Source organism: Methylophaga sp., from assembly GCF_030651745.1.
In genome coordinates this window covers 12,177-34,295 of record NZ_JAUSCC010000126.1, presented here as the reverse complement: position 1 = coordinate 34,295, position 22,119 = coordinate 12,177, and the positions used below count along the sequence as shown (strand labels likewise).

The following is a 22,119-nucleotide window of genomic DNA, read 5'->3' as shown; positions in this document are numbered from 1 at the left end:
TGAGGAGCTAAAGAGTGCGATTGAGGCCTTTATCGTAAGGCATAATCAGAAGGCTCAACCTTTTAAATGGCGCCGAAGAGAGGTACAGGGTAGTCAGATAAAAAATACAATAGCTAATTTACGCAATTAAACACTAGTTTCACTATTTTAAGACCTGAAGCTATTAAAAAAGTCACCGTTGCAAGGGTCATATATGATGACCAAACCAGAATATTTGCTAATGAAAATCCGGTTTTTACCGGCGGCTCAGGATGGGGCGGAAACTGTGAATTAGGCACAAGCTGGGATGAAAGTCCAGGCACCGACATTACTGCCGAATTTAAAAATGCGGTAGCAGGCGGGACGGTAGTCATAAGACAAGAAACAATCGTTGGTGGTAACGGTGAAGGCTATTCTTTGATAAAGGTAGAAGCTGATCCGGATATTACTGAACAGTTCATTGATAACCCGGCCGGATGCCGACAAAATATGTTTAATGCCTGGCCTGTAGATGGAACGGCACCAGGTTTTGTATCAACAGGATCGTTAAACGATCAGGCGTCGACGGATTGGTGGGCATGCACAGATGCATCAAACTCTCGTGTAACTGGTTCAGTAACGCTTACCACACAGGATTGGGCACAATATTTATCCCCTATTTTGCCTGATCCACCAGCAACACCGCCGGCGCCTATTTGTTATTCAGCGGAAACGCGTGTCCCAGGGCATATTACGTTACCGTGCTTTACCGACAAGGACGGGTATCAGGTTTGCCCCGAATACGATTACAACCTGGACGAACATACCAGCTGTGATGAATTGACGTCCAATCCGCAGTGCAAATATGTTAGTGAAACTTGTGCGGATGGAGCTATAAGTCCAATAACAGGAACATGCCAGGAATTCATTATCACGTATGACTGCGGCACTGACTCGCCAGCGAACTGCGATCAAGTAAATGACGGTGAAAAAACTATCTGCGATAGCGGTATTCGCTGCATGGGAGGGGAATGCGTCGATCAAAAAACCGAGTCGAACAAGGATTTTATTCGGGCGGCCACCGCATTACAAACGCTCAATCAGGCACAACAAAGCAGTGGCTGCAACCCATCCACTGGCGATTGTGCTTTATTTGCCGGCGAGCCCATGGAATGTCAAATGGCTGATCTATCCATCTTGGGGCAGGTCGATTGCTGCAACATGCCGATCCAAGGCAGTTGGATCGATTACATGTGGTTGGCAACCAATACCTGGGAGCTGGCCGATACCTCTGTTGAAGCCTATTCCATCGCAGAAAACGGAGCTGTTCTTACGGATATGGTTGGCGCATGGAATATGGTATCTACCGGTTCTGTGCTTCAGGCGCCTATTGGCATTATCACGGATACCTGGAGCGCCGTCACTGAGCCTTTTACATCCATGTATGATTCTGTAGCATCGATGCTGGGCGAGGAAATAGGCACAAATTTAGGCATAGAAGCCGCGAAACAACAAGTTGTGCAGTGGATGGGGGAATGGATTGCGTCTATATTTGGAGAAACCGCAGCATCAACATTGTTGGCAGCTACATCAACTACTGTGGGGACCGTTACGACAACCACGTATTCAACGGCCGGATCAATGCTGTCTTCAATTATCACAGTGGTCGGCATTATTTATGCGATTTACCAGATCGCAAAAATGGTTGTGCAGCTGATTTTTGCCTGCACTGAGGAAGAAGTTAAACTAAATATGCTCAAGCAGCAACGATTATGCACCTCGGCCAGCGAAATTGGCAACTACTGCTCATCTAAAACACTCTTTGGTTGCGTTGCCAGAAAAGAAGCGTATTGCTGTTTTAGCAGTCCATTTTCCAGGATATTTCAACAACAGGCGAGGCCACAGCTGGGCATAACGTTCGGCGACCCTAAAGCGCCGACATGCGAAGGGCTTTCTATTAATAAAATATCCCAGTTGGATTTTGACAAAATGGATTTTAGTGAATGGATCGATATGATGAAAATTTCAAATCAATTGCCTGAAGGCAGCCTGACAGCCGACTCAATGTACGATAAAGCCAACGTCACCAAAGGCAAACTGCCTAACACTCAAAATACTAACGCTCAAGATCGCTTAAATACCCAAACCCAAGACAGTGATATTGATGCCATCAGACAGCATTTGTTGGACAATCTTTGAGACTGACCAAAGTTTAGTTATTTTGTTTAAACGCCTGTACTAATCGGCTTCATAGGGCAAAGTCACCCTCCTTTCGACAGGGTTATCCACAGATTCTGTGGATAACTTCGTTGCAATACCAGTAATGCAAATCAAAAGAGACCGAAAAACCGCGTCTTTCGACCCGACGTAATTATTTTTGACCGCTTAATATAGCAGTCATGAAAACAATAATCTTGATAGCAATCTCCATACTTTTTTCGAGTCCCGTTTATTCGAACCCCAGCCTGAAAAACAGCGTCTGGGGCAGCGCTGCGAACTATGCCGGCATTAATGTTGCGACCTTATACAGCATTGCTGTCCATGAAAGCGGAATGCGCTGGCGTGACGGAACATTTCGGCCTTGGCCGTGGACGCTGAACGTCAATGAAGGGAAACACGGCATTAAGCCCGGCGCCAGGCGATACGCCAACAAGCAAGCCGCAGAACAGGCGCTGCTGCATTTAATCAGGCTAGGCATTAGAAATGTCGATGTAGGGATTATGCAGGTCAATCTGTATTGGCATGGCGACAAGGTAGCCAATGACACGCAACTGCTTGACCCCAAAACCAATATCACCGTAGCCGCCGGCTATCTAAAAGATCTCAACACAAAAAATAACGTCAGCAAAACCGTAGCCGACTACCACGCTCCATCGAATCCGGCGCGGGGTAAAGCCTATGTAAAACACGTTAAACACTATGAGAAAATTATCAATGAAAAGCTTCAATAAACTGCCCATCGCAATACTGGCCATTATGGTTGTTTCGGGTTGCTCAATGACCTCAACCCGCCCATTCAAGACAATTGGCGATGACTGCGAACAGATAATGATAACCGCCTATTTACCTCCCGTTGTTGCCGATCTGGATTACAAGGACATTAATGGCTCGCAAAATCAGGTGATTGTCCAGGGAGGATTTCAGCATGCGCTTTCTATTCCTAGAGAGGAAAAGGCGATTGAGCAAGCCGTAACTCCGCAGTTGCAGTCATTCGCGCTGGCACCCGTCACGGACAACGCCATTCCGGAGACCGAAACAGTTTTTTTTGAGTTTGACCATGCTTCGATTCCGGTGTCCGAATTGGACAAGCTGAATAACTTCCTGCATCGAATCGATTCGCCCGGCCTTATGCATGTTCGAGTCGAAGGTTATACCGATTCGAAAGGATCGGCGAAATACAACAACAAATTATCAACCAGGCGTGCCAAAGCCGTTCGTGACTATCTCATTCAGCACGGAATTCAACCATCAAAAATCTCACACAAGGGTTTTGGTGATGACTTTCCGTTAGAGCCTAACGACACCGAAGAGCATCGAGCAAAAAATCGTCGCGCTGACATAATTCCACTAACAGGTAACTGAAATGAAAGACATACCTAATTACCTTGACGACCCCCCACAAATCCTGTTCTGGGAATTCGACGAATTCATACTGCTCGCCATCATGTTTGGTGTTGGCATCATGGTGAATTATCTTGGCGTATTGCTGGTGACGGGGCTGGTTGGAATCAAGTTCTACCGTAAGATCAAAGACAGACAAGCCAATGGGTTCCTATTACACATACTGTATTGGTATGCAGGATTTGGCTGTTCAGAATCCCCGCCGACATCAAAACCACTGGCATTCATTCGACGATTCTTTTAGGACACAACATGGATTACAAAAATTTTGCCTCGACCTGGCTTAGCCTGCAGGCATCGAATCGATTCCTGAAGTTTGTTTGCATTTTCCTGATGGCGCTGAATTTTCTGACACTGATTGGCTGGCTGAAAAAGGATACTGCGGTGATTTTAATTCCGCCCGGTCTATCAGAAAAATCAGAGATCGCCAAGAACAAGGCGTCAGAGGGTTACAAAAAAGCCTGGGCGATGTACACGGCGACGTTGATTGGAAACGTCACACCGGAAAACGCCAACTTCGTTCTGGAGTCGTTTGTCGGCATGGTGACCAGTGACATCAGATCAATTGTCACCGAACAAATTACTCAAGAACTCGAAATACTGAAGCAGGAAAAGGTGTCTTCAACGTTTGAGGTCGTCCAGGTGGCTTACGAACCAGAGACAGACAAGGTCTTTGTAACGGGGCGTAACCGTATGACGGGCGCAGGTGGTAAATCCACTCCAACCGACCAAACTTTTGAATTTAAAATTGATGTCCAGCAATACTCGCCGATCATTACGCAAATGGCTTCTTATGCAGGCATACCCAAATTGCTAAGCGTTCTACAGAAAGAACAAGTGAAAAATAAAGTTGAAGAAGAACGTCAAAAACTGATCAAAAATTAGGAGTTATCAATGCACGTAAAAACATTGCTTATTTCAATAGTCTGGGCATCAACAGCCTTGGCTAACGAACTTCCACCGGAACTTCCGTTTCAGGCCATTGATGGTAGCGGGTTAGTGCCTTACCAGGAAGGCTCTGCCGGGGGGCAAAGCACCCATATCAATCCGAATCATCCGAATCAAATGAGAGAGCCGATGGTTAACGGAACCCCTGAAGTGCAGGATCAAAATCAACAATCCGCCGAGATAGCTGCGCCATCGGAACCCGCTCAAGCCCCGGAGTCCACCCCAAAACCAAAGAAAAGACCCAAAATTCTTGATAAAGCGCCTGAAACAACAAAGGCGTCGGCTAAAGACAAGGCATTCGATATGAGTCTCCAGTCATCAGGCATCACCATCAAACCCAAACCCGGCAGAACGGAAACTATCGTCATTGCCAAAGGTAAGCTCAATCGGATAGTTACACCGTATGCGGATCCCAAGGTACTGACTGTTGACAATGTTGAGACCAAGATAGATGGTTCGGCTGTTTATATCGCTACCGATTCCGAAACGCCTGTCAGCCTGTTTATTTCCGACACGGAAACCGGGAGCGCGGCATCTCTTCAGTTGGAGCCTCTGGAGCTGGTGACGCCGGTAGAAATCAGAATTGAGCAGGATCCGAGCAAAGCGTCGCCAACCGAAGCGGCATCATCGAGAACGGACAAGCTGTTTCGCCAGGACTCACCGTATGTCGCTGAAATCAAAGCCATCATGCAAAACCTGGCTAAACAACAAATTCCTCAAGGATTTACCCTGGAAGAAGTGACCGATGAGCTTCGCACTGCATCTATTTGCCACGTTGCCAATTTAAGCTTTATGCCGGGTCAGTTGCTGTCGGGACACGACGCCAGAATCCTGGTCATGATTGCGCAAAACAATGGACGGGCAGCCAATGTTTTTGAAGAAGCTACTTGTGCGGGTGAAAACATTATGGCCGTTGCCGCGTGGCCGAAGGTTCGCCTGGAGCCCGGTGAAAAAACCGAGGTATTTATTCTGATGCGCTTGCCGGAAGGAAAAAGCGGCGAAGAAGTCAGACCCGCCTTGCTGTGAACAATCAGGAGCCAAAAGTGATCGATCTTGAAAAGAAAACACCCCAAGAAAAATTGGTTTCATGGTATGAAACACTGGATCCCTCAAAGCGCAAACATCTCATACTTATTGGCGGCGGCGCAGCTCTATTTGTCGTGGCCGCGATCCTGATAACCGCTACGTCCGATGATACTGCAAAAAATTTCATACAAAAACCCAGAAAGGTTGAGTACACGCTGTTCAACGGCAAAAGCCCCAGGGATGTCTCAATCGATGCGATGGCCGGAAAAATCAAAAAGTTGACCGAAGATTTTTCGGATATCCGTACGATATTCCAGCGGCAGGAAAAAAAGATTAACGACGCCTCTGATTTGATCAAAATGCGATCTGACGAACTGGATAAGCGGACTGGAAAATTGGCTCAACAAACGACTGAGCTTTACCAAAAACTCGAAGACGCGCAGGACGTGTTGAAAAACCAGGTACCTCTGCCCGAAGTGCCCTTGGACAACAAATCAAATGGCAAGAGGAAAACAAGGGGCCAATACGAATCCGCACAACCAGAGCTATTAGGTCAGCAGCCGCCAACAATGGCCGAGAATGCAGTGGCGCCTGTCGTAACAGGCCCTAAAATTCGCGTGGTCACCGGTTTCGGGGAAGACGGTAAAACCACCAACGGGGCCAATAACACGAATGGAACCAAAAAGACCGGCGACAAAAAAATAACCGAGTTCGTCAATATCAAAAAAGCCTCCAGTAATACTGGGGGGGCAGACATATTCTTGCCTGCCGGCAGTATTTTGAGCGGCACACTGGTGACCGGATTGGACGCTCCCACGTCAAACCAATCCAAACAGGATCCTTTCCCAGCGCTGTTGCGGTTGAAGCATGACGCCATTTTGCCGAATCGCTACCGGATGGATATACGCGAGTGTTTCCTGATTACCAGCGGTTACGGTGACCTGAGTTCCGAGCGTGCATATATGAGAGCGGAGCGCATCTCATGCGTGAAGAAAGACGGCGCCATTATTGAAACAGCAATGGACGCCTATTCGGTTGGAGAAGACGGTAAAGCCGGTATCCGAGGTCGTCTTGTCAGCAAAAACGGACAAATCATCGGAAACTCACTGTTAGCGGGTTTCGTTTCCGGTATTTCTCAGGCATTTTCACCACAGAGGGTCCAGTCGTATCAAACAAACGCGATTCCAGGTCAACCTCAAACATTCCAATATCCATCGCCTGAAATGTTGGCCGGTCAGGCGGTCATGGGGGGTGTCAAAGGCGCAGCCGAGCAAATTGCCGATTACTATCTGGAAATGGCGAAAAACATATTCCCAATTATCGAGGTTGATGCTGGACGAAAGGTCGATTTCGTTATGATTCGCGGCATGTCGCTCAATCCTAAACCGAAGTCGGTTCAAGGTACCAATTTGCAAGACGGGGTGCGAAGCGCGAACAACATCTATAACGGCAATCAGAATGGATACGGTGGAAATGTGATGGGCAGCAACGGTGGTCGGCACAGCGGAATGGGAAGTTTTGACGGTGAGTACGGAGTTGGTTCGCGAGGGGCTTATAGTGGTTATGGACGTTAATTTTAGGTGAATATAATGATTAAAAAATTAGGAGTTTTAATAGTACTGATGGGAATCGTTGGTCAATCACAAGCGGCTGATTCTGAGGCCACGGCGCAATCGACAAAAGCAAAGACTGACGGGGAGATGACGGCAGAGGTCAAAGATATTATGCGCAGTGTTGACGAGGTAAAAAGATTGCCCGTGACAGGTCTGTCAATGATCAAGGCTGGGAATAATGCCTTCTTGATATCGGACAACGGCCATTTTGTAGTGGCCGGCAACTTTAAGCTGATCGATATGTGGCAAGGAAAAATTATCGGCTCGGTGGGCGATACCCAAGGTATTGATAAAGTGGATTTGCGAAAAATCGGTTTAAATCCCACTGAACTTTCAACATTTTCGATAGGCACCGGCAAAAAGGAAGTGGTGATTTTTGTCGATCCGCAATGCAATTATTGTCATGATTTAATCGGGCAGCTTGAGCCTCTGGGCAAAGAGTATGTGTTCAGGCTGGTTCTGATACCGGTATTGGGTAAAGAGTCGGCTGAAATCAGCAAAAAATTGATCTGCAACAAAGATAAAGCGCAATCGTTAAAAAGTCTTATCGCCAAGGATTATTCCAAACTCCCGGCACTTGTGCGTGAAGAGGGTGCTTGTGACCTAAAGCCCTTGCAGAAAGCGGTGGTTGCAACCAAGCTCCTTGATATTCAAGGGGTACCATTCATTTTCCTGCCCTCTCATAACACATTCAGAGGCGGGGCAAAATCATTCAAAACTTTACTGGAGAAAGACCTTGAAGACGAAATTAATGGTAGATAAGTGCTTTTTGAAACTGGCAACCATTGCTATAGCGGGTATTTTGCAGGGCTGTTCCTTCCTTGGCGTTGGCCAGGGTGATTTCTCATGTCCTGGCGGAATTGAGGGTGTCCGCTGCATGTCGGCGCGTGAAGTCTATCAGGCCACCGAATCATCGGACACTGTGAAGATGGTATCGGAAGATGACAAATCCGATAATAAAAAAAACCCGGACAGCCGTTCCGGACAATCGCATGCAAGTCAGGTTGCAGTACCCAGTATCAAGCAACCGATTCCTATCAGGACGCAGGCCAAAGTGATGCGGATATGGATGGCGCCCTGGGAGGACGAAGAAGGTGATTTGCACGCGGACGGCTACCTATATACGGAAATTGAAAGCCGCCGGTGGAATTTGGGCGATCAATTTAAGTCGCCCGGCACCGCACAACGCCCGCTTTCGGCTGTTACGCCATCGAAAAGCACGAAATAAACGCGCCTTTCATTTTCCCAGCGAAAGACCACCTAAAATTGATCTCTTTCGCGCTTATCATTAACACTTTTTTATTGAACAATAAACGCCGTTCCGGAGCAGAGCCCCGGAGCATAATCAAAGATTCGTTAATTGCAAGTAATGAGTCAATCAATCAAGCGTAATTTTGGAGTTGTTCAATGCATCAATCAAGAAGCCTGTGCTCTACTGAGTGGAAAAAAGCTCTGTTAGTCCTTGCCGTTTTAGCGGTGTCCGCATTCGGACCAGAAGTAATGGCCGGTACTGGCGGTACCGAGTTCAACGATATCTACACGCTGTTGGTCGGCTGGACTCAAGGTACCTTGGGTAAAATCATTGCCTTGGGCATGTTCATGGTGGGTTTGTCTGCCGGTATCGTCAACCAATCTATCGTGTCTGTTGTGGTCGGTATTGGTGGCGCTCTGGCGCTCTACTACGGCCCAACCGTCATCAGCGGTGTTGTTACCGCTTTGGTCTAACTCCAGAATTGTCGCCCGTTGTTCAGAACGGGCGATAGGCTCTTTCGTTAGTGAGTGTTTAAAGAGGCCGCCATCAAAAATGAGCGGCTTTTTTTTCAAAATGTTTTTGAGAAACAAAAGAGGCCGAAAAAGCGCGTCTTTCGACCCGACATAAAGAAAATGGCTCTTTTAAAATACAGCCTGTTTTCTTAAATTCAGGAGATCCTATATGGGCGCATATGTCTATGAAAAACAACTCAAGCGACACACGTTAAGCGAACTTGTCCCGGTTGAATCCTTTGACGAGGAAACACATCTGTTCACCATGGCCGATGGTGCTATCGGTTTTGGTTTTGTCGCCAAACCACTGCCGGGCGGTGACGAGTCAGTAACCCAGCGATTGAATGTCCTGTTCTCGTTCGATTACCCCAAAGAGAGCTTCATTCAAATCATGCTGATGGGGTCTCAAGATATTCGTCCGACACTGGACAAGATTAAGCACATCCGCAACACCAAAGATGAAGCGCTGAAAGAGTCGCTGAATAATCGCCTGAAAATGTTGACAGAAGGCTCAAATCAAGCGATCAGTCTGCATGCCCAATCGTATGTGCGTGAATACAAGGTCGTTTTTACCATCAAACTTCCCCTTGAGCAAAAAAAACAATTGCCGAAACAACATGAAATTTCGGCTGCACGCGATCTGCGCCTGTCGTTTGAGCAAACACTGAAATCCGCAGGGTTTGTCCCGCAGACAATGGACGCCGAACTGTACTTGCGGGTAGTGGGACAGCTTTTACATTGGGGGCCATCGGCCAACTGGCGCAGCCCTGCCCCGTATTATGATAACACGACGCCCGTTAACGAGCAGCTGAGTGAGTACGACGACATGATGCAGACCGATGCCAACGGTGTCTGGCTCGGCAATAAACGCCTGCGCATCCTTTCGCCGGGTCGATTGCTAGGGCAGATGAGCCTTCATAGCATGCGGCGCATGATTGGTGACCCATTAACCGGCGCCCGTGGAATTCACGGTAACTTTTTTATCAACCTGAATATTTTTATTCCAGATAATGTTATCGAAAAACAGAAGGCCGAAAAAGAACGGAACTCCGTCAATTATCAAGCGTTCGGCCCCATGTTGAAATTCAATCCGAAATTGCTATTCAAAAAAGAAAGCACCGACCTGCTGTTCAAGTCCATTAACGACGGTGACCGGATTCTCAAAATCAATTTATGTATCGGGTTGTTTACCGACTCGCTGGATAAAAGTGAAGCCCGGCTAACAGAAGCCCAAACCTATTTCAGCGAAATCGGCTGGAGCATGAAAGAAGACAGGTACATCACCCTTCCGATGTTAGTCAATTCGCTGCCACTTTGCGCCGATCCCAAAGCCGTGCGATTTCTGCAGCGTTACAAACGTTGCGGCTCCAAACACGCTGTCGAATTTCTGCCCATCATCTCTGACTGGAGTGGTACCGGTACGCCGCAGTTGACGTTTATTTCTCGCGGCGGCCAGATCATGAATATGGATATGTTTGATTCCAACACCAACTACAACACTTGCATCGTAGCGGCGTCCGGATCCGGAAAATCGTTTTTGACGAACGATATTATTACCTCGTATATCAGCTCCGGCGCCAAATGCTGGGTGATCGATATTGGGCGTTCTTACGAGAAATTGGCCCATGCCATTGGTGGCGACTTTGTAGAATTTGGTGAAAAAAGCCAAATTTGTCTGAATCCGTTTCAGATTATCAAAAATTACAATGAAGAAGCCGACATGCTGGTAGGCATCGTGATGTCCATGGCCGCCATGGAGGATAAGCTGTCCGATCTTCAACACGCCAGGTTACGCTCAATCCTGAAAGAACTGTGGGATGAGCACGAAGCCGGAATGACCGTTGACCGGGTTGCTGAGAAATTGCTCCAGGACGAAGACCGCCGTGTGGTGGATATGGGGCACCAGTTATTCGCATTTACCAGTACCGGTGAATATGGCCGGTTTTTTAATGGGGAAAACAACGTCAATTTCAACAATGCGCTGACCTGTCTTGAGCTCGAAGAGCTTAAGGGTCGTGGCCATTTACAACAAGTCGTGTTGCTGATTCTCATCTACCAGATCCAGCAAGCCATGTACCTGGGTAATCGCGATCAACGCAAGATTCTGATTATCGACGAAGCTTGGGATTTGCTGGCAAAAGGCAATATTGCCAAATTCATTGAGACGGGTTACCGGCGTTTTCGAAAATATAACGGGGCCGCCATAACCATTACCCAGTCACTCAATGACCTGTACGGCTCACCGTCTGGCGTGGCGATCGCTGAAAACTCGGCCAATCTCTACCTGCTTTATCAAAAACCGGAAACCATTGAATCCATTAAGCGCCAGAACCGGTTAATGATCGGAGATGGCGGTTATACGTTTTTGAAATCAGTGCATACCGTGACCGGGCAATATTCTGAAATATTTTTCGTAACCAGTTATGGCGTGGGGATCGGCCGGCTGATGGTGGATAAATACACCAAGCTACTTTACTCAACCCATCCGGACGACATTAAAAAAATATCGGAGCGAACCAGTCGCGGCATGACCACTGCGGAAGCGATCGAAGACATTCTTGTTTCAGATGGCTAACCCCCTAAACGTTAATATCACCCATTGAGGCAATACCATGGCAGAAAAAACCGAACCCACACCCCGAGATAGCTATATCAGACGAAATTTCATCAGCGAATGCAGGGACAGTCGTATTGTCGTTGAAGCACATTTATCGCCCAACATACGACGGATTTACCGTCGACATTTCGACGGGTTATCGCGTGCGGTGTATCTGATTCGTTTTTATTCGCGCACTTCCCGTATCAATGGCGTTGAAAATTCCCTAACCAAAGACATTAGTGATCTGATGGACGAAGTGAATGAAAGCCTGCGGAAAAAAATCACGGTTGCCGAACACATTCTTGCCAATAACAACATTAAGGTAACGACACCGCAATTTGAGAAGCTGAATGTGACCATCATTGACCCATTAGCCAATCGTTTTCTGCAAACCATCAAAATGGCTCAAGACCTGGACGAAAAACTCAGTTCTCTTTGGCTCGCGTGCGTACTTGACGACGAACAACGTATAAAAGCCATGGTGGAAATCGAAAGCGAACTAAGGAGCATACAGGGCAAATCCAGGACGATTAGCTTGGGACTAAGAGATCGTGTGCGTTCACAACGATCAACCAATGAAGAAGCAGAAGCCGATAACAATCTGATAGCAGCGACATCTACTGATGAAGGGGAACTGGACGAAGAAACAGCAGAAACAAATAAAACAATCGAGGAAGCTGCTCCGGCAAGAAAACCCAGAAAAACAAGTAAAGATATCAAAGATCAAGGCGAGGTCGAGGTCGAAGAATCAAGCACGTCCGAACTTAAAGAAAAAGAAGACGCAGCTGCATGATAAAAGCGCTCACGCCAGGCTTATTGTTCGCCTTGTCATGCGGCGGCTTGGTAAATGCCGGTGAAGCAAATAAGGCAGCAAATGGGGATGGCTCGTCGTTGTTTTACGGCGTCTCAGACGGACGCGAGCAGTCGCCGTTCGTTTTGAACCGCTCACCTTTTTACGAAGACAAGGAGAGGGGTTGGTTTTGGTATGAAGACCCGGCTGTTGATGAAGAGCCGGTTGAAAATGACGTTGCACCATTACCTGAACTACCTCTTTCCCAGGAAAAAAAAGCAGAGTCACCACCAGTGAAACCGCTCGAAGCCAAACCGTTATCGGCAGAGTGGTTTCGCAAAAATATGGAAAAGTATCGTGACCAAGCCATTGATGAGCCGACGGCTCAGAACGTGTCGGCTTACATGTACCTGCAAAGGGTGATGCTGGATAAGGCCGAGAAGTTTACCGAGGTTTCACAGCAAGTGGTGATGAGCGATCCTGTGCTAGACGAAAATTCAAGACGCCCCATCGCAACCTTCGGCGCCTTTGCCATGGACGATAGAGCGACTCAGGGAACTGAAAAAGCGGCTAAAAAACTCGCCGAAAACACGGGGCTTTGGTTTTTTTACGCCAGTACCTGTCAGTTTTGCATCAAGGAAGCCGGTGTCCTAAAAGGCTTGATGAATGCCTACGGCTTCAAGGTTTTGTCTATTGCCCTGGATGGGTTACCCCTGCCTGGCGGTGAATTCCCTGATTTCACGATTGATCGTGGTCAAGCAAAGAAATTGGGTGTTGAAACGACACCCGCCCTGTTTTTGGTCAAGCCGGGACAGAACGGTGGAGCCATTCAACTTGGACAGGGTTTGTTGTCGGGTGACGAAATTATCAAACGGGCCATTGCCTTATCTCGACAAAATGGCTGGCTGAATAACACCGACTATAACGATACCCTGAAAGTAAAACCCATGCAGGTGGATAACCAGACCATTCAGGGCATTAATGAGCGCGTGATGGAAAATCCAAACGAACTGGTCAAAACCATTCGCGACAACTTACGCAAACAATTTTGAGATTTTAACTATGTGGGCAACCCAAAAAGACGTTAAGAGACTGAAAAAAACCCTGGAAGTGATTTTGATGAGAGAGGGTTTGATTGCTTTCAAGATGTCGCCTGGATCTAGTTATGCGTAGTCGCCTGCTGTTTTTAATTTACGTACTGCTTTTAGTATCCGGGCCTGCAAAAGCGGGGCTGGATCAAGAGCTTGCAGGGATGTTTTCCGACATGATCAACGTTACGCCGGGGGGCTCCTATGAAACGCAGCGGCGTGGAGTGATTACTGGCGGGAGTATTGTCAGTCGCAATAAAGTCGTAAATCCCAACCTGATTTCATTTGTACCGCCTGGCGCAAAGGCGGGTTGTGGCGGGATTGATTTATATGGGGGATCGTTCTCGTTTATTAATAGTGCGCAATTTACCCAGCTCTCGCGCAGCATTGCACAAGCTGCAATGGGTTATGCCTTCCAGCTGGCGATTGAAGGCATGTGCCCAACCTGTGCTCAAGTCATAGCCAAGTTGCAAAGAGACGTAGCGGCTATTAACTCGTTAATGAGGAATTCTTGTGAAGCCGGAAAGTTTATTGTGGATAACACGGTACGACCAGGTCTGGAGTCGATCAATGAAACGTTCAAGAGCAATTTGTCAACGAAAATATCGGCTGATACCGGTTTCGTATCGGATTGGTTTCAGGCGAAAGAGGACAAAAGTACGTCACCCGATAAAAAGGCGATTGATGCAGGAAAAGCCAATCTGTTCACGGGCAACGTTGTTTACAAATCACTGAATAATGCGAACGCTACGTCCTGGTTTCAATACGGTGACGAGCAGCTTAAATCCGTGCTAATGAGCCTGACCGGAACCTACATCGCTGCAAAAAAATTGGACGACAGTGGCATCGAATATAACTTTAAACCCAGCAAAATCGAGCCAAGGGATTTCATTGAAGGCGGAATGCTGACAATTTACAAATGCGAATCAGACGAATGTTTGCTGCCTGGTGATAGCACAGAAACAATACAAGTGACTGGAATGCGAGCGCGTGTGCGCAAAATGATTTTTGGCAGCGGTACTTGCCCCACTTGCTCAGGCGGCATTCTGAGAAAAATGCAAGAACGAGCCGGCGGGACTGTGTTCGATTCTGAAGAGCAGCAATTTATTGAAGCAACATCTCCGGGCGCTTACGGTCTTTTAACACGATTGGCGCACGAACCAGGCGCCGCCGGTGTAATTGCCGAGCAATTAACTAATGTTCTGGCGATAGAGCTCACCAATAAAATTATCGATGAAATGTACGACACGGTAAGAAATGCGGTTGAAAGCAGCGGGAAGGAAATGGACACCAAGATACTGGCGACGATGCGGGACAGGAGAGAAAAAATCAATGAAGAGCGCCGGGTTGTTGGACAAACGATTGCCGGCGTTTCGATTGTGCTTAATTCTTATTCGAACATAGAAAATGACATGCGCAATAACGCATTCCATAAAACCCAGTAGTTGAGTATCGTATGGCCTACGAAGTTCTAAGTATCGGTGATGCCGAAATGTTGTACAACGCCTTCCAGGGTACGGCAATGATATTCGGCAACAATAATTTGAACGATCTCATCAAAGCCGGTTTTACGCTTGGGCTGTTGTTAATTTCATTCCGCTACTTGACCAACCAGGAATTCCCCTTGCGGTATGCCTTGGTGGGACTCATCCTGTATTGGGTGATGTTCATTCCAAAGGATACGGTTATCATTGAGGACGTTTACACAGGAGAGGTCAGAACCGTCGCCAATGTGCCGTTAGGCGTGGCAATGCCCATGTCCGTCATATCAACCATGGGCGTCAAAATAACGGAACTGTTTGAGACCGCATTCTCGACGCCGACCGAGGCCGGCATGTTGCAACACGGTTATCTGGATTCGCTCAATACGCTGATCAAACTACGAAATATAGGGACGGGGACAGCGGGATCGGACAGTGCATTGGGCGGCGATCTCGCCAAATCCATCAACGCGTACATTGAAAACTGCGTGATGTTTGACCTGGAAATCGCCACAGGAGCTCACGAGGTCACCCGAGAAAAAATGGAAAAATCCCCCGATTTGTGGGCGGACATGAAAACGACGTTTATCAACCGCGACATTATGGTCTATTTGCCAAGCAAGCCGGAAGGCGAACAAAAATCATGCGAGCAGGCCTATATAACTATTGACACGTACATAAACGGCGAAGACTTTAAAGCTCGGTGGGCTAAATACACGCGCGGGATATTAGGCATTCGCGATCAATCGGTCGATCCGGAAGACAGAATTGATGTTGCGGCACAGGCTTTAAGTATAGCCGCTATAAATGCGCAGACGTATATGCGCAACGCCCTAATGGCCTCTTATTTAAAGGATGGTCCTGCAGCTTTCATCAAGCGAACAGGTCGGGAGCAATTAAATCTGCAATGGGCAGGTGAACAGAGCATGTTCAATGAAATTTCACGGCCGCTAATGGCCTTTGTTGAGATGTTTACCGTAGCCACATCGCCGATTGTCGCATTCCTGGCAACACTCGGACCTGCCGGTATGACCATGATGGTGCGCTATTTCCAAATGATGATCTGGATTGCGTTATGGGGGCCGGTTATGGCCGTGTGTAATCTCTATATCACCATAGCGACAACCCGCATAATGGAGGCGATGTCTACTCAAGCCGTTGACAATGGATCCGCGCTGTCTGCGATGGTAATGCATGATCAGCTTTATCAGACGCTGGAAACATGGTTGTCCGCAGGCGGCATGCTGGCGTCAAGTGTGCCGGCTTTATCATTGATGCTGGTGTACGGCGGCTCGGTTGCGGCGACCAACCTCTCGGGTAAAATGACATCGGGGGTATCCAGTAGCGTGAATCCAGGCAGACTTGCCCCCGATCCAATTTCAATGGAGTCGCCAATGAAATTGGGTTCGATGACTGAATATTCACCCAACGTCGGAGCAAAAAAATCGGGCATGGCGGATACCCTGTTTTCGGCATCTTCGACATTTTCCCGTGCAACGCAAAGCGCGACGGACTCTTTGCGTAGCTCAAGCGCCACCGCTTCGCAGACACTCAGCCGTATGGAGCAATCAACTCAACGATCGGGCACCATGAACAGTGATGTGCAATCCATTATGAGTGGCATGACCAACACTATCAACGCAGGAAGCAATTGGGCGAATACTAACAATAGATCGACGGGGCGGACAGAAAAAATGACTCAGGCAGAATCTGAAGCTGTCGAAGCGGGTGTCAGGGGCGGTTTAAGTGTAGGAGGCGGGGCATTTATTAGTGCGGCCGTCACTTCTGAATTGATGTCAAAAACGGGTAGTAGTGCGGGCCGGGCATCTGAGTTAGCCGATGTTGCTCAAAATGTTGCTAACAGCAGCTCTTACGGTGGCAATGAAACATCTACAACAAAGGGAAGTTCACAACAACATTCAAATCAAGCATTTTCCGGCACAGAGGAAATGAAAGCGCAAAGCGAACAATACGCCGGCCAGTTGCAAGCCGTAGATCAGGCCATGGAAAAGTATACTGAAACTGCATCTTTGCAGGATTCGGCAGCAAAATCATTGACGCTCCCTATGCATGATTTAGCGAGGCGTCTGAATGATACCGGTGCGATCGTCGATATCGTCCAGGCAGCCAGTAACCTGGAAAAAAACATGAGCCCTAATGCGTTTAATGAGCTTTCCAGTAATGCCCAACGCGAAATTGACAACTCAAGCGCCTCGCTCCCGGGTGAGAAAAAGAAGCCCGAGATTACAGGGGGTGATCGGGCTGCGTTAGCGGGTTATTTGATGCTTAATCAGCAGGATCCCATAGCAGCGGCGGCAATTATGGATAAGTACCTTGCACCCACATCCCCTGAATCAGGCGTCAACTTTAGCCACGCGGAACACGAAAAAAACAGCCAATCCGTTGCAGATATTGTCAGCAATGAAACCGCTGCCGACTTTAGGTCGAGAGCTATAGGCAAAGACGGCGACCCTGATACCGGTGGTGGCGTTGAAGGCCGTGATGGCCGAGGGCAATCTAACAAGCAGTCCGCACAGCAAATAGCTACTCATCAAGATCATGGTCAAAAAACATCCGCTGATCATGGCGCCAAAAATTCGTCGCAAGCATCAGGCGGCAAGCAAGAGTCAAGCGGATCAGCAGGCAGCAAAGATGGCGTTGTCCAGAAATCGAAATCAGACACATCATCAACAGCCGGACCACGGCAAGAAGTGGAAAATGCGCTCAAAAACACCAATCTCGGTAGTCCGGATGAAGTTAGAGCTCGAATTAAATCGGGTGGACATCTGGATGACAACAAAAATATGTCTGGCATGCTGGACAGAGCGGCGGAAAACGAACGTAGGCTTATTTATGACAACCACGGGAAAAACTTAATTCACTCTTTGGATGCAGCTGTGGACTTAGTTCATTCAGTAGATAAATCTACAGATAAACCTTATGGCAGTGATAGCAAGCCAAAACACAGCAATACATCAGATAACGATCTCCCACCAATCCCGAAAGAATAATGCATTATGACACCGAAGCCCTTGCGCAAAAATTCAACGCCCAACTTCACGAAGCAAAGAAAGAATTTGAGCTGAAGGAATTCGAAAATCAATTCAGCCCGCTGGTCGAGTCGGGCATGATCAACTCAACACTCGGAAAATAGGTGCCCAAGCGCCCTCGGTTTTGGGTGATGAGCTGATAACCCGACACCGCCGCATGGGCGCCGATGAAGAAATCCGGCAGCACATTGCCTATTTGCCCCTGACGCTTGCGGTACTGCAAAAATGCTTTTCCAGCCAGGAACTAATGAGTACATGACGCCAACTCAATAAAGGAGATAGGAGTGCTGTGTGGAAAAATAAATATTACCGATCGGTAACGTTTTACTATAAATCCACTTGCTTGTGTTATACAATTACCGGTCGGGAATATTTACAGGTGTGGTAAACAATGAGCAAAGAAGAATTACCGATCGGTAATATTGTATCAGCTAAAGATGTCGGTCATATTGCTGCTCGATATAGAAAAATGCAAGCACTCACTCAAGCCGATCTTGCTGGACTAGGACAGGTAGGGGCCCGTTTTATCAGTGATTTGGAGAATGGTAAAGGAACGGTGCAGTTTGATAAGGTCATGCATATCCTGGATTTACTGGGTCTTGATGTCGTGATTGTGGAGCGTGATCGATGAGACGACTCAATGTTTTTGCTGACGATGTCTTGGTTGGACATTTGAATGAAGGGGATAGCTTCGGCCTGTTCTTCGCTTACGCACCCGACTGGCTGGCGAATGAATTGGCAACGCCATTATCACCAGACATTCCGCTTATCGATCAGGAGTTTCGCGGCGAACCAGTCATGTCTTTTTTTGAGAATTTATTACCTGAGGGCGACGTTCTTGAATTTATTAGTAAAGCGGCGCAACTATCATCCAGCAATGTATTTGGATTACTTGAGCGTTTCGGTGGTGATACGGCTGGAGAATTTTCGCTTCTTCCAGAAGGGATGCGTCCATCCGATGAACCTCATTATTTGCCTGTGACGCCACAAGCGATACTGCAATGGTTTGACAAATCAAGAGGTATTCCGCTCGACATTACCGGGGAGCAAGCTCGAATGTCTTTGTCTGGGGCTCAGGACAAGATGACTGTGTTTATAGATTCAAAGGGTGCCATGTCAATTCCTCTTGGAGCTGCTCCGTCTAGTCATATTATTAAGCCATCAGTAAATCATCGCTTAGACGTGCCCAATACTGCGATTAATGAAGCGATGATCATGATGCTTGCGAAAGAGGTGGGGCTCAATGTCGCCGAGGTGCGCTATGCGCCTGAATTGGATGCGGTCGTTGTTACTCGCTACGATCGGAAGATTGATGTGAATAACCGGCTACGCCGATTGCACCAGATTGATATTTGCCAAGTGTTAGGTATTCCGTCCGGCAAAAAGTATGAGTCTGAGGGCGGCCCATCTTTACAGGTCTGCTTTAAAGCGGTATTGGCGCGCAACGCACAGCCAGCCGCAGATAAAAAGCGACTGATTGAGTGGGTGGTATTCAATGTTCTAGTCGGCAACATGGATGGTCACGCAAAAAACTTGTCATTAATGACCGTCGGAAAGAGAACCAGACTCGCTCCATTTTACGATATGGTTTGCACCGCAGTGTATCCGAACCTGAGCCAGAAGTTTGCCTTCAAGATCGGTGGAGAAAATCGACCTCGCTGGTTGATGTCTCGTCATTGGGAGCGCTTCGCAGTCGAAACCGACACAAAACCGCAGTTTGTCAGGAAGGTTATGACAGACATAATTAAGCGAATCGAATCAGCTTTGCCTATCGTCGTGGAAAGACTTCGATTGTGTGCCTCTAAACCTGATGAGTTGCTTATGATTGATAATATTGAGAAGTTAATAGTTCGGTCTTTATTGCAAATGAAAACCAGGCTGAAAAACACAGTATTTGAGCCCAACGTCGAAAATGAACCAGATACCGACGAGTCGAATTTTGAAGTGTGATGAGTATACCTGGCAAGGAAGGAAAAAAGATTGGATACTTGCAAAGTCACCTACTACGAATCAGTAACTCCAGAAACAGCAAAAGCCACCCCCCAAGCATTTAAGGGTGGCTTTTGTTACTGTCGAACCCTGAGTTTTTTTGACTAGGCCCCATGCATCAACTCAGCAAGACAACTGATTGCGTCGTCAATCTGTTCAGCCCTGATCAAGCCTAAGCCAAAGGTAAAACCATTCTGCCCGTTTCCAGCAATCGGATACCGATCCAAAGAATAAAGCCCAATCCCAATTTTTTCTGCCTGGACAGCAATCGCCGTTGCCTGGATATTACCCTTGACCAGTGCCGTAAGATGCAAGCCACAAACGGCTGGAATCGGCTCCAAAAGATCGCCACAATGGCGTTTAATAGCAGTTGTCAGGACGGTACGCCGCTCTTCATAGACCTTTCGCATCTTGCGGATATGGCGGGCTAAATGCCCTTCCGCAATAAAAGCCGCTAAGGTTTCTTGTTCGAGAATGGGGCTATGCCAATCACTAAACCGCTTGGCTGCGACAACGGCGTGACGGGCCCAGGGTGGAGTCAACACGAAGCCAAGCCGAAGCGAGGGGAATAAACTTTTAGAAAAAGTGCCCAGGTAGAACACTGAGTCATTATGGTCGAGGTTTTGCAGTGCTTCGTGAGGTCTGCCTTTATAACGGAATTCGCTATCGTAGTCATCTTCTATGATGACAGCGTCACGGCTGTGTGCAAAGTTGAGCAGCGCCACACGCCGCGCTATGGACATCGTATAACCCAGTGGAAATTGGTGAGTTGGCGTTACGTAAATGATGTGTGTGCCGGGTGGAATTTTCTCAACGATGATGCCGTTTTTATCAACCGGAACGGTAACAACATTAGCACCGGCAGCAGCAAAAGCGATGCGTGCGGGGCTATACCCGGGATCTTCGAAAGCAACAGTGGTTTGTCCAGGCGTAACCAAAATTCGAGCCAGTATGTCCAAGGCCTGCTGCGTCCCTGCCGTGACCACGATGTCATCCGCCAGAACCGCAACCGCGCGTATAGTCGAGACATGCGTGGCGATCATATTCCGTAAAGTTGATTGGCCTTGCGGGTCGGAATAAGCAGCGAGGGCTTTCGATAATGACCGTTGCGAACGCAACAATAAGCGTTGCCAGACTTGAAACGGAAAAGCCGATTTGTCACAAAGGCCGATTCTGAAATCAAAACGGTAGGGGGGTTGGAAGGGTGCCGATAATGCCGGCGGATTACGCCAAAATGCACTGAGACAAGCATCCGCCCTGGAATTACTGATTGAGGTGTTGTGGCATGCCAGCCTGGAGGTATTATCAGCCACAAATGCACCCGCGCCGGGACGGATAGTGATATAGCCTTGGCTTTGCAATAAATCATAGGTGGCCACGGCCGTGTTGCGCGATACGCCAGCCAAGGCAGCGAGTTTACGTGTTGCCGGTAACCGTAAACCGGCTTGCAATTTTCCATTCACAATAGCGGCACGTAACTGATGATGCAGCGCACGGAGCAGATTGCGCGAATCACGCGTCGGCAAAACTAAGGACAACTCAAAAATTGGATCCATAATTACTCTGTAATGTGGCTCTGTTATTGTACCACTCCGGGTTGTATTATTTAACCGCCAATGCTAATCAATCCGAGCAGTTAGCGTTACTTAGACACGATATACCAATCCTAACCCTGGATCAGGAGAGCAATCATGACCACAAACATAAAACCCATCCCCGACGGCTACCACACGCTTACCGCATACCTGATAGTCCGGAACGCATCCGATGCGCTTGAATTCTACAAAAAAGCCTTTGGCGCAACCGAGTTATGCCGACTCAATATGCCAGATGGAAAAATAGCCCACGGCGAATTCAAAATTGGCGATTCTATATTCATGATCTCGGATGAAAATCCGGAATGTGCATCTACTTCGCCAGAAACACTGGGTGGCAGCCCGGTCAAACTGCATCTCTACGTGACCGATGTTGACGCCACCTTTTCCGACGCGATCAAGGCGGGCGCCAAGGCAACCATGCCACCAGAAAATCACTTCTGGGGTGATCGCATGGGCGGTGTGGTCGATCCTTTTGGACATCAATGGATGATCGGCACACACATCGAAGATGTTGACCCAAGTGAATTCCAAAGCCGTATGGAGGCTTGCTTTGTGGAAAAATCGGCGTGAGGCGTATTGCAGTGAGCCGTACAT

At 47.8% G+C, this 22,119-nt stretch carries 20 protein-coding genes; 18 read left to right on the top strand and 2 right to left on the bottom strand.

All coding sequences use genetic code 11. The annotated features are described in order from the left end of the window. The first annotated feature begins 468 nt into the window (after positions 1-468). The 15 genes from traN to Q7V21_RS14735 all read left to right on the top strand — a co-directional run bounded on the left by traN (position 469) and on the right by Q7V21_RS14735 (position 17,899). Complete coding sequence (gene traN, locus Q7V21_RS14805) at positions 469-2,157, top strand: conjugal transfer protein TraN (RefSeq protein ID WP_304918022.1); 1,689 nt, start codon at positions 469-471, stop codon at positions 2,155-2,157. A 200-nt stretch (positions 2,158-2,357) separates the two neighbouring features. Continuing rightward, positions 2,358-2,909, top strand: a complete 552-nt coding sequence (locus tag Q7V21_RS14800; protein ID WP_304918021.1) for a transglycosylase SLT domain-containing protein — start codon at positions 2,358-2,360, stop codon at positions 2,907-2,909. Then, complete coding sequence (locus tag Q7V21_RS14795) at positions 2,893-3,540, top strand: OmpA family protein (protein ID WP_304918020.1); 648 nt, start codon at positions 2,893-2,895, stop codon at positions 3,538-3,540. Before Q7V21_RS14800 ends, Q7V21_RS14795 begins: the two co-directional genes overlap by 17 nt. Position 3,541: 1 nt before the next feature. Then, positions 3,542-3,823, top strand: a complete 282-nt coding sequence (gene traL, locus Q7V21_RS14790; RefSeq protein WP_304918019.1) for a type IV conjugative transfer system protein TraL — start codon at positions 3,542-3,544, stop codon at positions 3,821-3,823. Between the two features lie 8 nt (positions 3,824-3,831). Then, positions 3,832-4,464 (top strand): TraE/TraK family type IV conjugative transfer system protein, encoded by a 633-nt coding sequence (locus tag Q7V21_RS14785; RefSeq protein WP_304918018.1) that lies wholly within the window; start codon positions 3,832-3,834, stop codon positions 4,462-4,464. A gap of 9 nt (positions 4,465-4,473) precedes the next feature. Further along, complete coding sequence (locus tag Q7V21_RS14780) at positions 4,474-5,553, top strand: type-F conjugative transfer system secretin TraK (RefSeq protein WP_304918017.1); 1,080 nt, start codon at positions 4,474-4,476, stop codon at positions 5,551-5,553. 17 nt (positions 5,554-5,570) lie between these two features. Beyond that, a complete protein-coding gene (locus Q7V21_RS14775; RefSeq protein ID WP_304918016.1) occupies positions 5,571-7,127 on the top strand; it encodes a TraB/VirB10 family protein in 1,557 nt (518 codons plus the stop codon). A gap of 15 nt (positions 7,128-7,142) precedes the next feature. Next, positions 7,143-7,928 carry a DsbC family protein gene (locus Q7V21_RS14770; protein WP_304918015.1) on the top strand — a complete coding sequence of 262 codons (786 nt, stop codon included), beginning with the start codon at positions 7,143-7,145 and terminating at the stop codon, positions 7,926-7,928. After that, positions 7,903-8,394, top strand: coding sequence for a type IV conjugative transfer system lipoprotein TraV (gene traV / locus Q7V21_RS14765; RefSeq protein WP_304918014.1), 492 nt, complete (start codon positions 7,903-7,905; stop codon positions 8,392-8,394). The genes Q7V21_RS14770 and traV overlap by 26 nt, the downstream gene beginning before the upstream one ends. A 179-nt stretch (positions 8,395-8,573) precedes the next feature. Then, entirely contained in the window at positions 8,574-8,891 is a 318-nt protein-coding gene (gene traA, locus Q7V21_RS14760; protein WP_304918013.1) for a TraA family conjugative transfer protein, read from the top strand. Positions 8,892-9,099: 208 nt separating this feature from the next. Further along, positions 9,100-11,505 (top strand): type IV secretion system protein TraC, encoded by a 2,406-nt coding sequence (gene traC / locus Q7V21_RS14755; protein ID WP_304918012.1) that lies wholly within the window; start codon positions 9,100-9,102, stop codon positions 11,503-11,505. A 37-nt stretch (positions 11,506-11,542) separates the two neighbouring features. Next, positions 11,543-12,322, top strand: coding sequence for a hypothetical protein (locus Q7V21_RS14750; protein ID WP_304918011.1), 780 nt, complete (start codon positions 11,543-11,545; stop codon positions 12,320-12,322). Beyond that, positions 12,319-13,371 carry a conjugal transfer protein TraF gene (traF, locus tag Q7V21_RS14745; protein WP_304918010.1) on the top strand — a complete coding sequence of 351 codons (1,053 nt, stop codon included), beginning with the start codon at positions 12,319-12,321 and terminating at the stop codon, positions 13,369-13,371. Before Q7V21_RS14750 ends, traF begins: the two co-directional genes overlap by 4 nt. Positions 13,372-13,484: 113 nt before the next feature. After that, complete coding sequence (locus tag Q7V21_RS14740; RefSeq protein ID WP_304918009.1) at positions 13,485-14,852, top strand: conjugal transfer protein TraH; 1,368 nt, start codon at positions 13,485-13,487, stop codon at positions 14,850-14,852. 11 nt (positions 14,853-14,863) lie between these two features. Beyond that, positions 14,864-17,899 carry a conjugal transfer protein TraG N-terminal domain-containing protein gene (locus Q7V21_RS14735; RefSeq protein WP_304918008.1) on the top strand — a complete coding sequence of 1,012 codons (3,036 nt, stop codon included), beginning with the start codon at positions 14,864-14,866 and terminating at the stop codon, positions 17,897-17,899. A gap of 88 nt (positions 17,900-17,987) precedes the next feature. Here the strand turns inward: Q7V21_RS14735 and Q7V21_RS14730 are convergent, their stop codons facing one another. Further along, complete coding sequence (locus Q7V21_RS14730) at positions 17,988-18,161, bottom strand: hypothetical protein (RefSeq protein WP_304918007.1); 174 nt, start codon at positions 18,159-18,161, stop codon at positions 17,988-17,990. 168 nt (positions 18,162-18,329) lie between these two features. Between Q7V21_RS14730 and Q7V21_RS14725 the strand changes: the two genes are divergently transcribed. Beyond that, positions 18,330-18,569 carry a helix-turn-helix domain-containing protein gene (locus tag Q7V21_RS14725; protein WP_304918006.1) on the top strand — a complete coding sequence of 80 codons (240 nt, stop codon included), beginning with the start codon at positions 18,330-18,332 and terminating at the stop codon, positions 18,567-18,569. Continuing rightward, on the top strand, positions 18,566-19,888 hold the full coding sequence (locus tag Q7V21_RS14720; RefSeq protein WP_304918005.1) for a type II toxin-antitoxin system HipA family toxin: 1,323 nt from the start codon (positions 18,566-18,568) through the stop codon (positions 19,886-19,888). Before Q7V21_RS14725 ends, Q7V21_RS14720 begins: the two co-directional genes overlap by 4 nt. Before the next feature lie 143 nt (positions 19,889-20,031). Here Q7V21_RS14720 and Q7V21_RS14715 read toward each other — a convergent pair whose 3' ends face one another. Then, entirely contained in the window at positions 20,032-21,483 is a 1,452-nt protein-coding gene (locus Q7V21_RS14715) for a PLP-dependent aminotransferase family protein (protein WP_304918004.1), read from the bottom strand. Between the two features lie 135 nt (positions 21,484-21,618). Between Q7V21_RS14715 and Q7V21_RS14710 the strand changes: the two genes are divergently transcribed. Continuing rightward, the gene (locus Q7V21_RS14710) at positions 21,619-22,095 is read left to right on the top strand and encodes a VOC family protein (protein ID WP_304918003.1); all 477 of its coding nucleotides are present in this window, start codon (positions 21,619-21,621) and stop codon (positions 22,093-22,095) included. The last annotated feature ends 24 nt before the right edge of the window (positions 22,096-22,119 follow it).

Excerpts from the sequence above, each read along its gene's own strand:
- Q7V21_RS14780 (WP_304918017.1), top strand. The coding sequence starts at position 4,474 with ATGCACGTAAAAACATTGCTTATTTCAATAGTCTGGGCATCAACAGCC.
- Q7V21_RS14715 (WP_304918004.1), bottom strand. The coding sequence starts at position 21,483 with ATGGATCCAATTTTTGAGTTGTCCTTAGTTTTGCCGACGCGTGATTCG.
- Q7V21_RS14750 (WP_304918011.1), top strand. The coding sequence starts at position 11,543 with ATGGCAGAAAAAACCGAACCCACACCCCGAGATAGCTATATCAGACGA.
- traF (WP_304918010.1), top strand. The coding sequence starts at position 12,319 with ATGATAAAAGCGCTCACGCCAGGCTTATTGTTCGCCTTGTCATGCGGC.
- Q7V21_RS14800 (WP_304918021.1), top strand. The coding sequence starts at position 2,358 with ATGAAAACAATAATCTTGATAGCAATCTCCATACTTTTTTCGAGTCCC.
- Q7V21_RS14770 (WP_304918015.1), top strand. The coding sequence starts at position 7,143 with ATGATTAAAAAATTAGGAGTTTTAATAGTACTGATGGGAATCGTTGGT.
- Q7V21_RS14725 (WP_304918006.1), top strand. The coding sequence starts at position 18,330 with ATGAGCAAAGAAGAATTACCGATCGGTAATATTGTATCAGCTAAAGAT.
- Q7V21_RS14710 (WP_304918003.1), top strand. The coding sequence starts at position 21,619 with ATGACCACAAACATAAAACCCATCCCCGACGGCTACCACACGCTTACC.
- Q7V21_RS14735 (WP_304918008.1), top strand. The coding sequence starts at position 14,864 with ATGGCCTACGAAGTTCTAAGTATCGGTGATGCCGAAATGTTGTACAAC.
- Q7V21_RS14795 (WP_304918020.1), top strand. The coding sequence starts at position 2,893 with ATGAAAAGCTTCAATAAACTGCCCATCGCAATACTGGCCATTATGGTT.
- Q7V21_RS14740 (WP_304918009.1), top strand. The coding sequence starts at position 13,485 with ATGCGTAGTCGCCTGCTGTTTTTAATTTACGTACTGCTTTTAGTATCC.
- traL (WP_304918019.1), top strand. The coding sequence starts at position 3,542 with ATGAAAGACATACCTAATTACCTTGACGACCCCCCACAAATCCTGTTC.
- traC (WP_304918012.1), top strand. The coding sequence starts at position 9,100 with ATGGGCGCATATGTCTATGAAAAACAACTCAAGCGACACACGTTAAGC.
- Q7V21_RS14785 (WP_304918018.1), top strand. The coding sequence starts at position 3,832 with ATGGATTACAAAAATTTTGCCTCGACCTGGCTTAGCCTGCAGGCATCG.
- traA (WP_304918013.1), top strand. The coding sequence starts at position 8,574 with ATGCATCAATCAAGAAGCCTGTGCTCTACTGAGTGGAAAAAAGCTCTG.
- traN (WP_304918022.1), top strand. The coding sequence starts at position 469 with ATGTTTAATGCCTGGCCTGTAGATGGAACGGCACCAGGTTTTGTATCA.
- Q7V21_RS14720 (WP_304918005.1), top strand. The coding sequence starts at position 18,566 with ATGAGACGACTCAATGTTTTTGCTGACGATGTCTTGGTTGGACATTTG.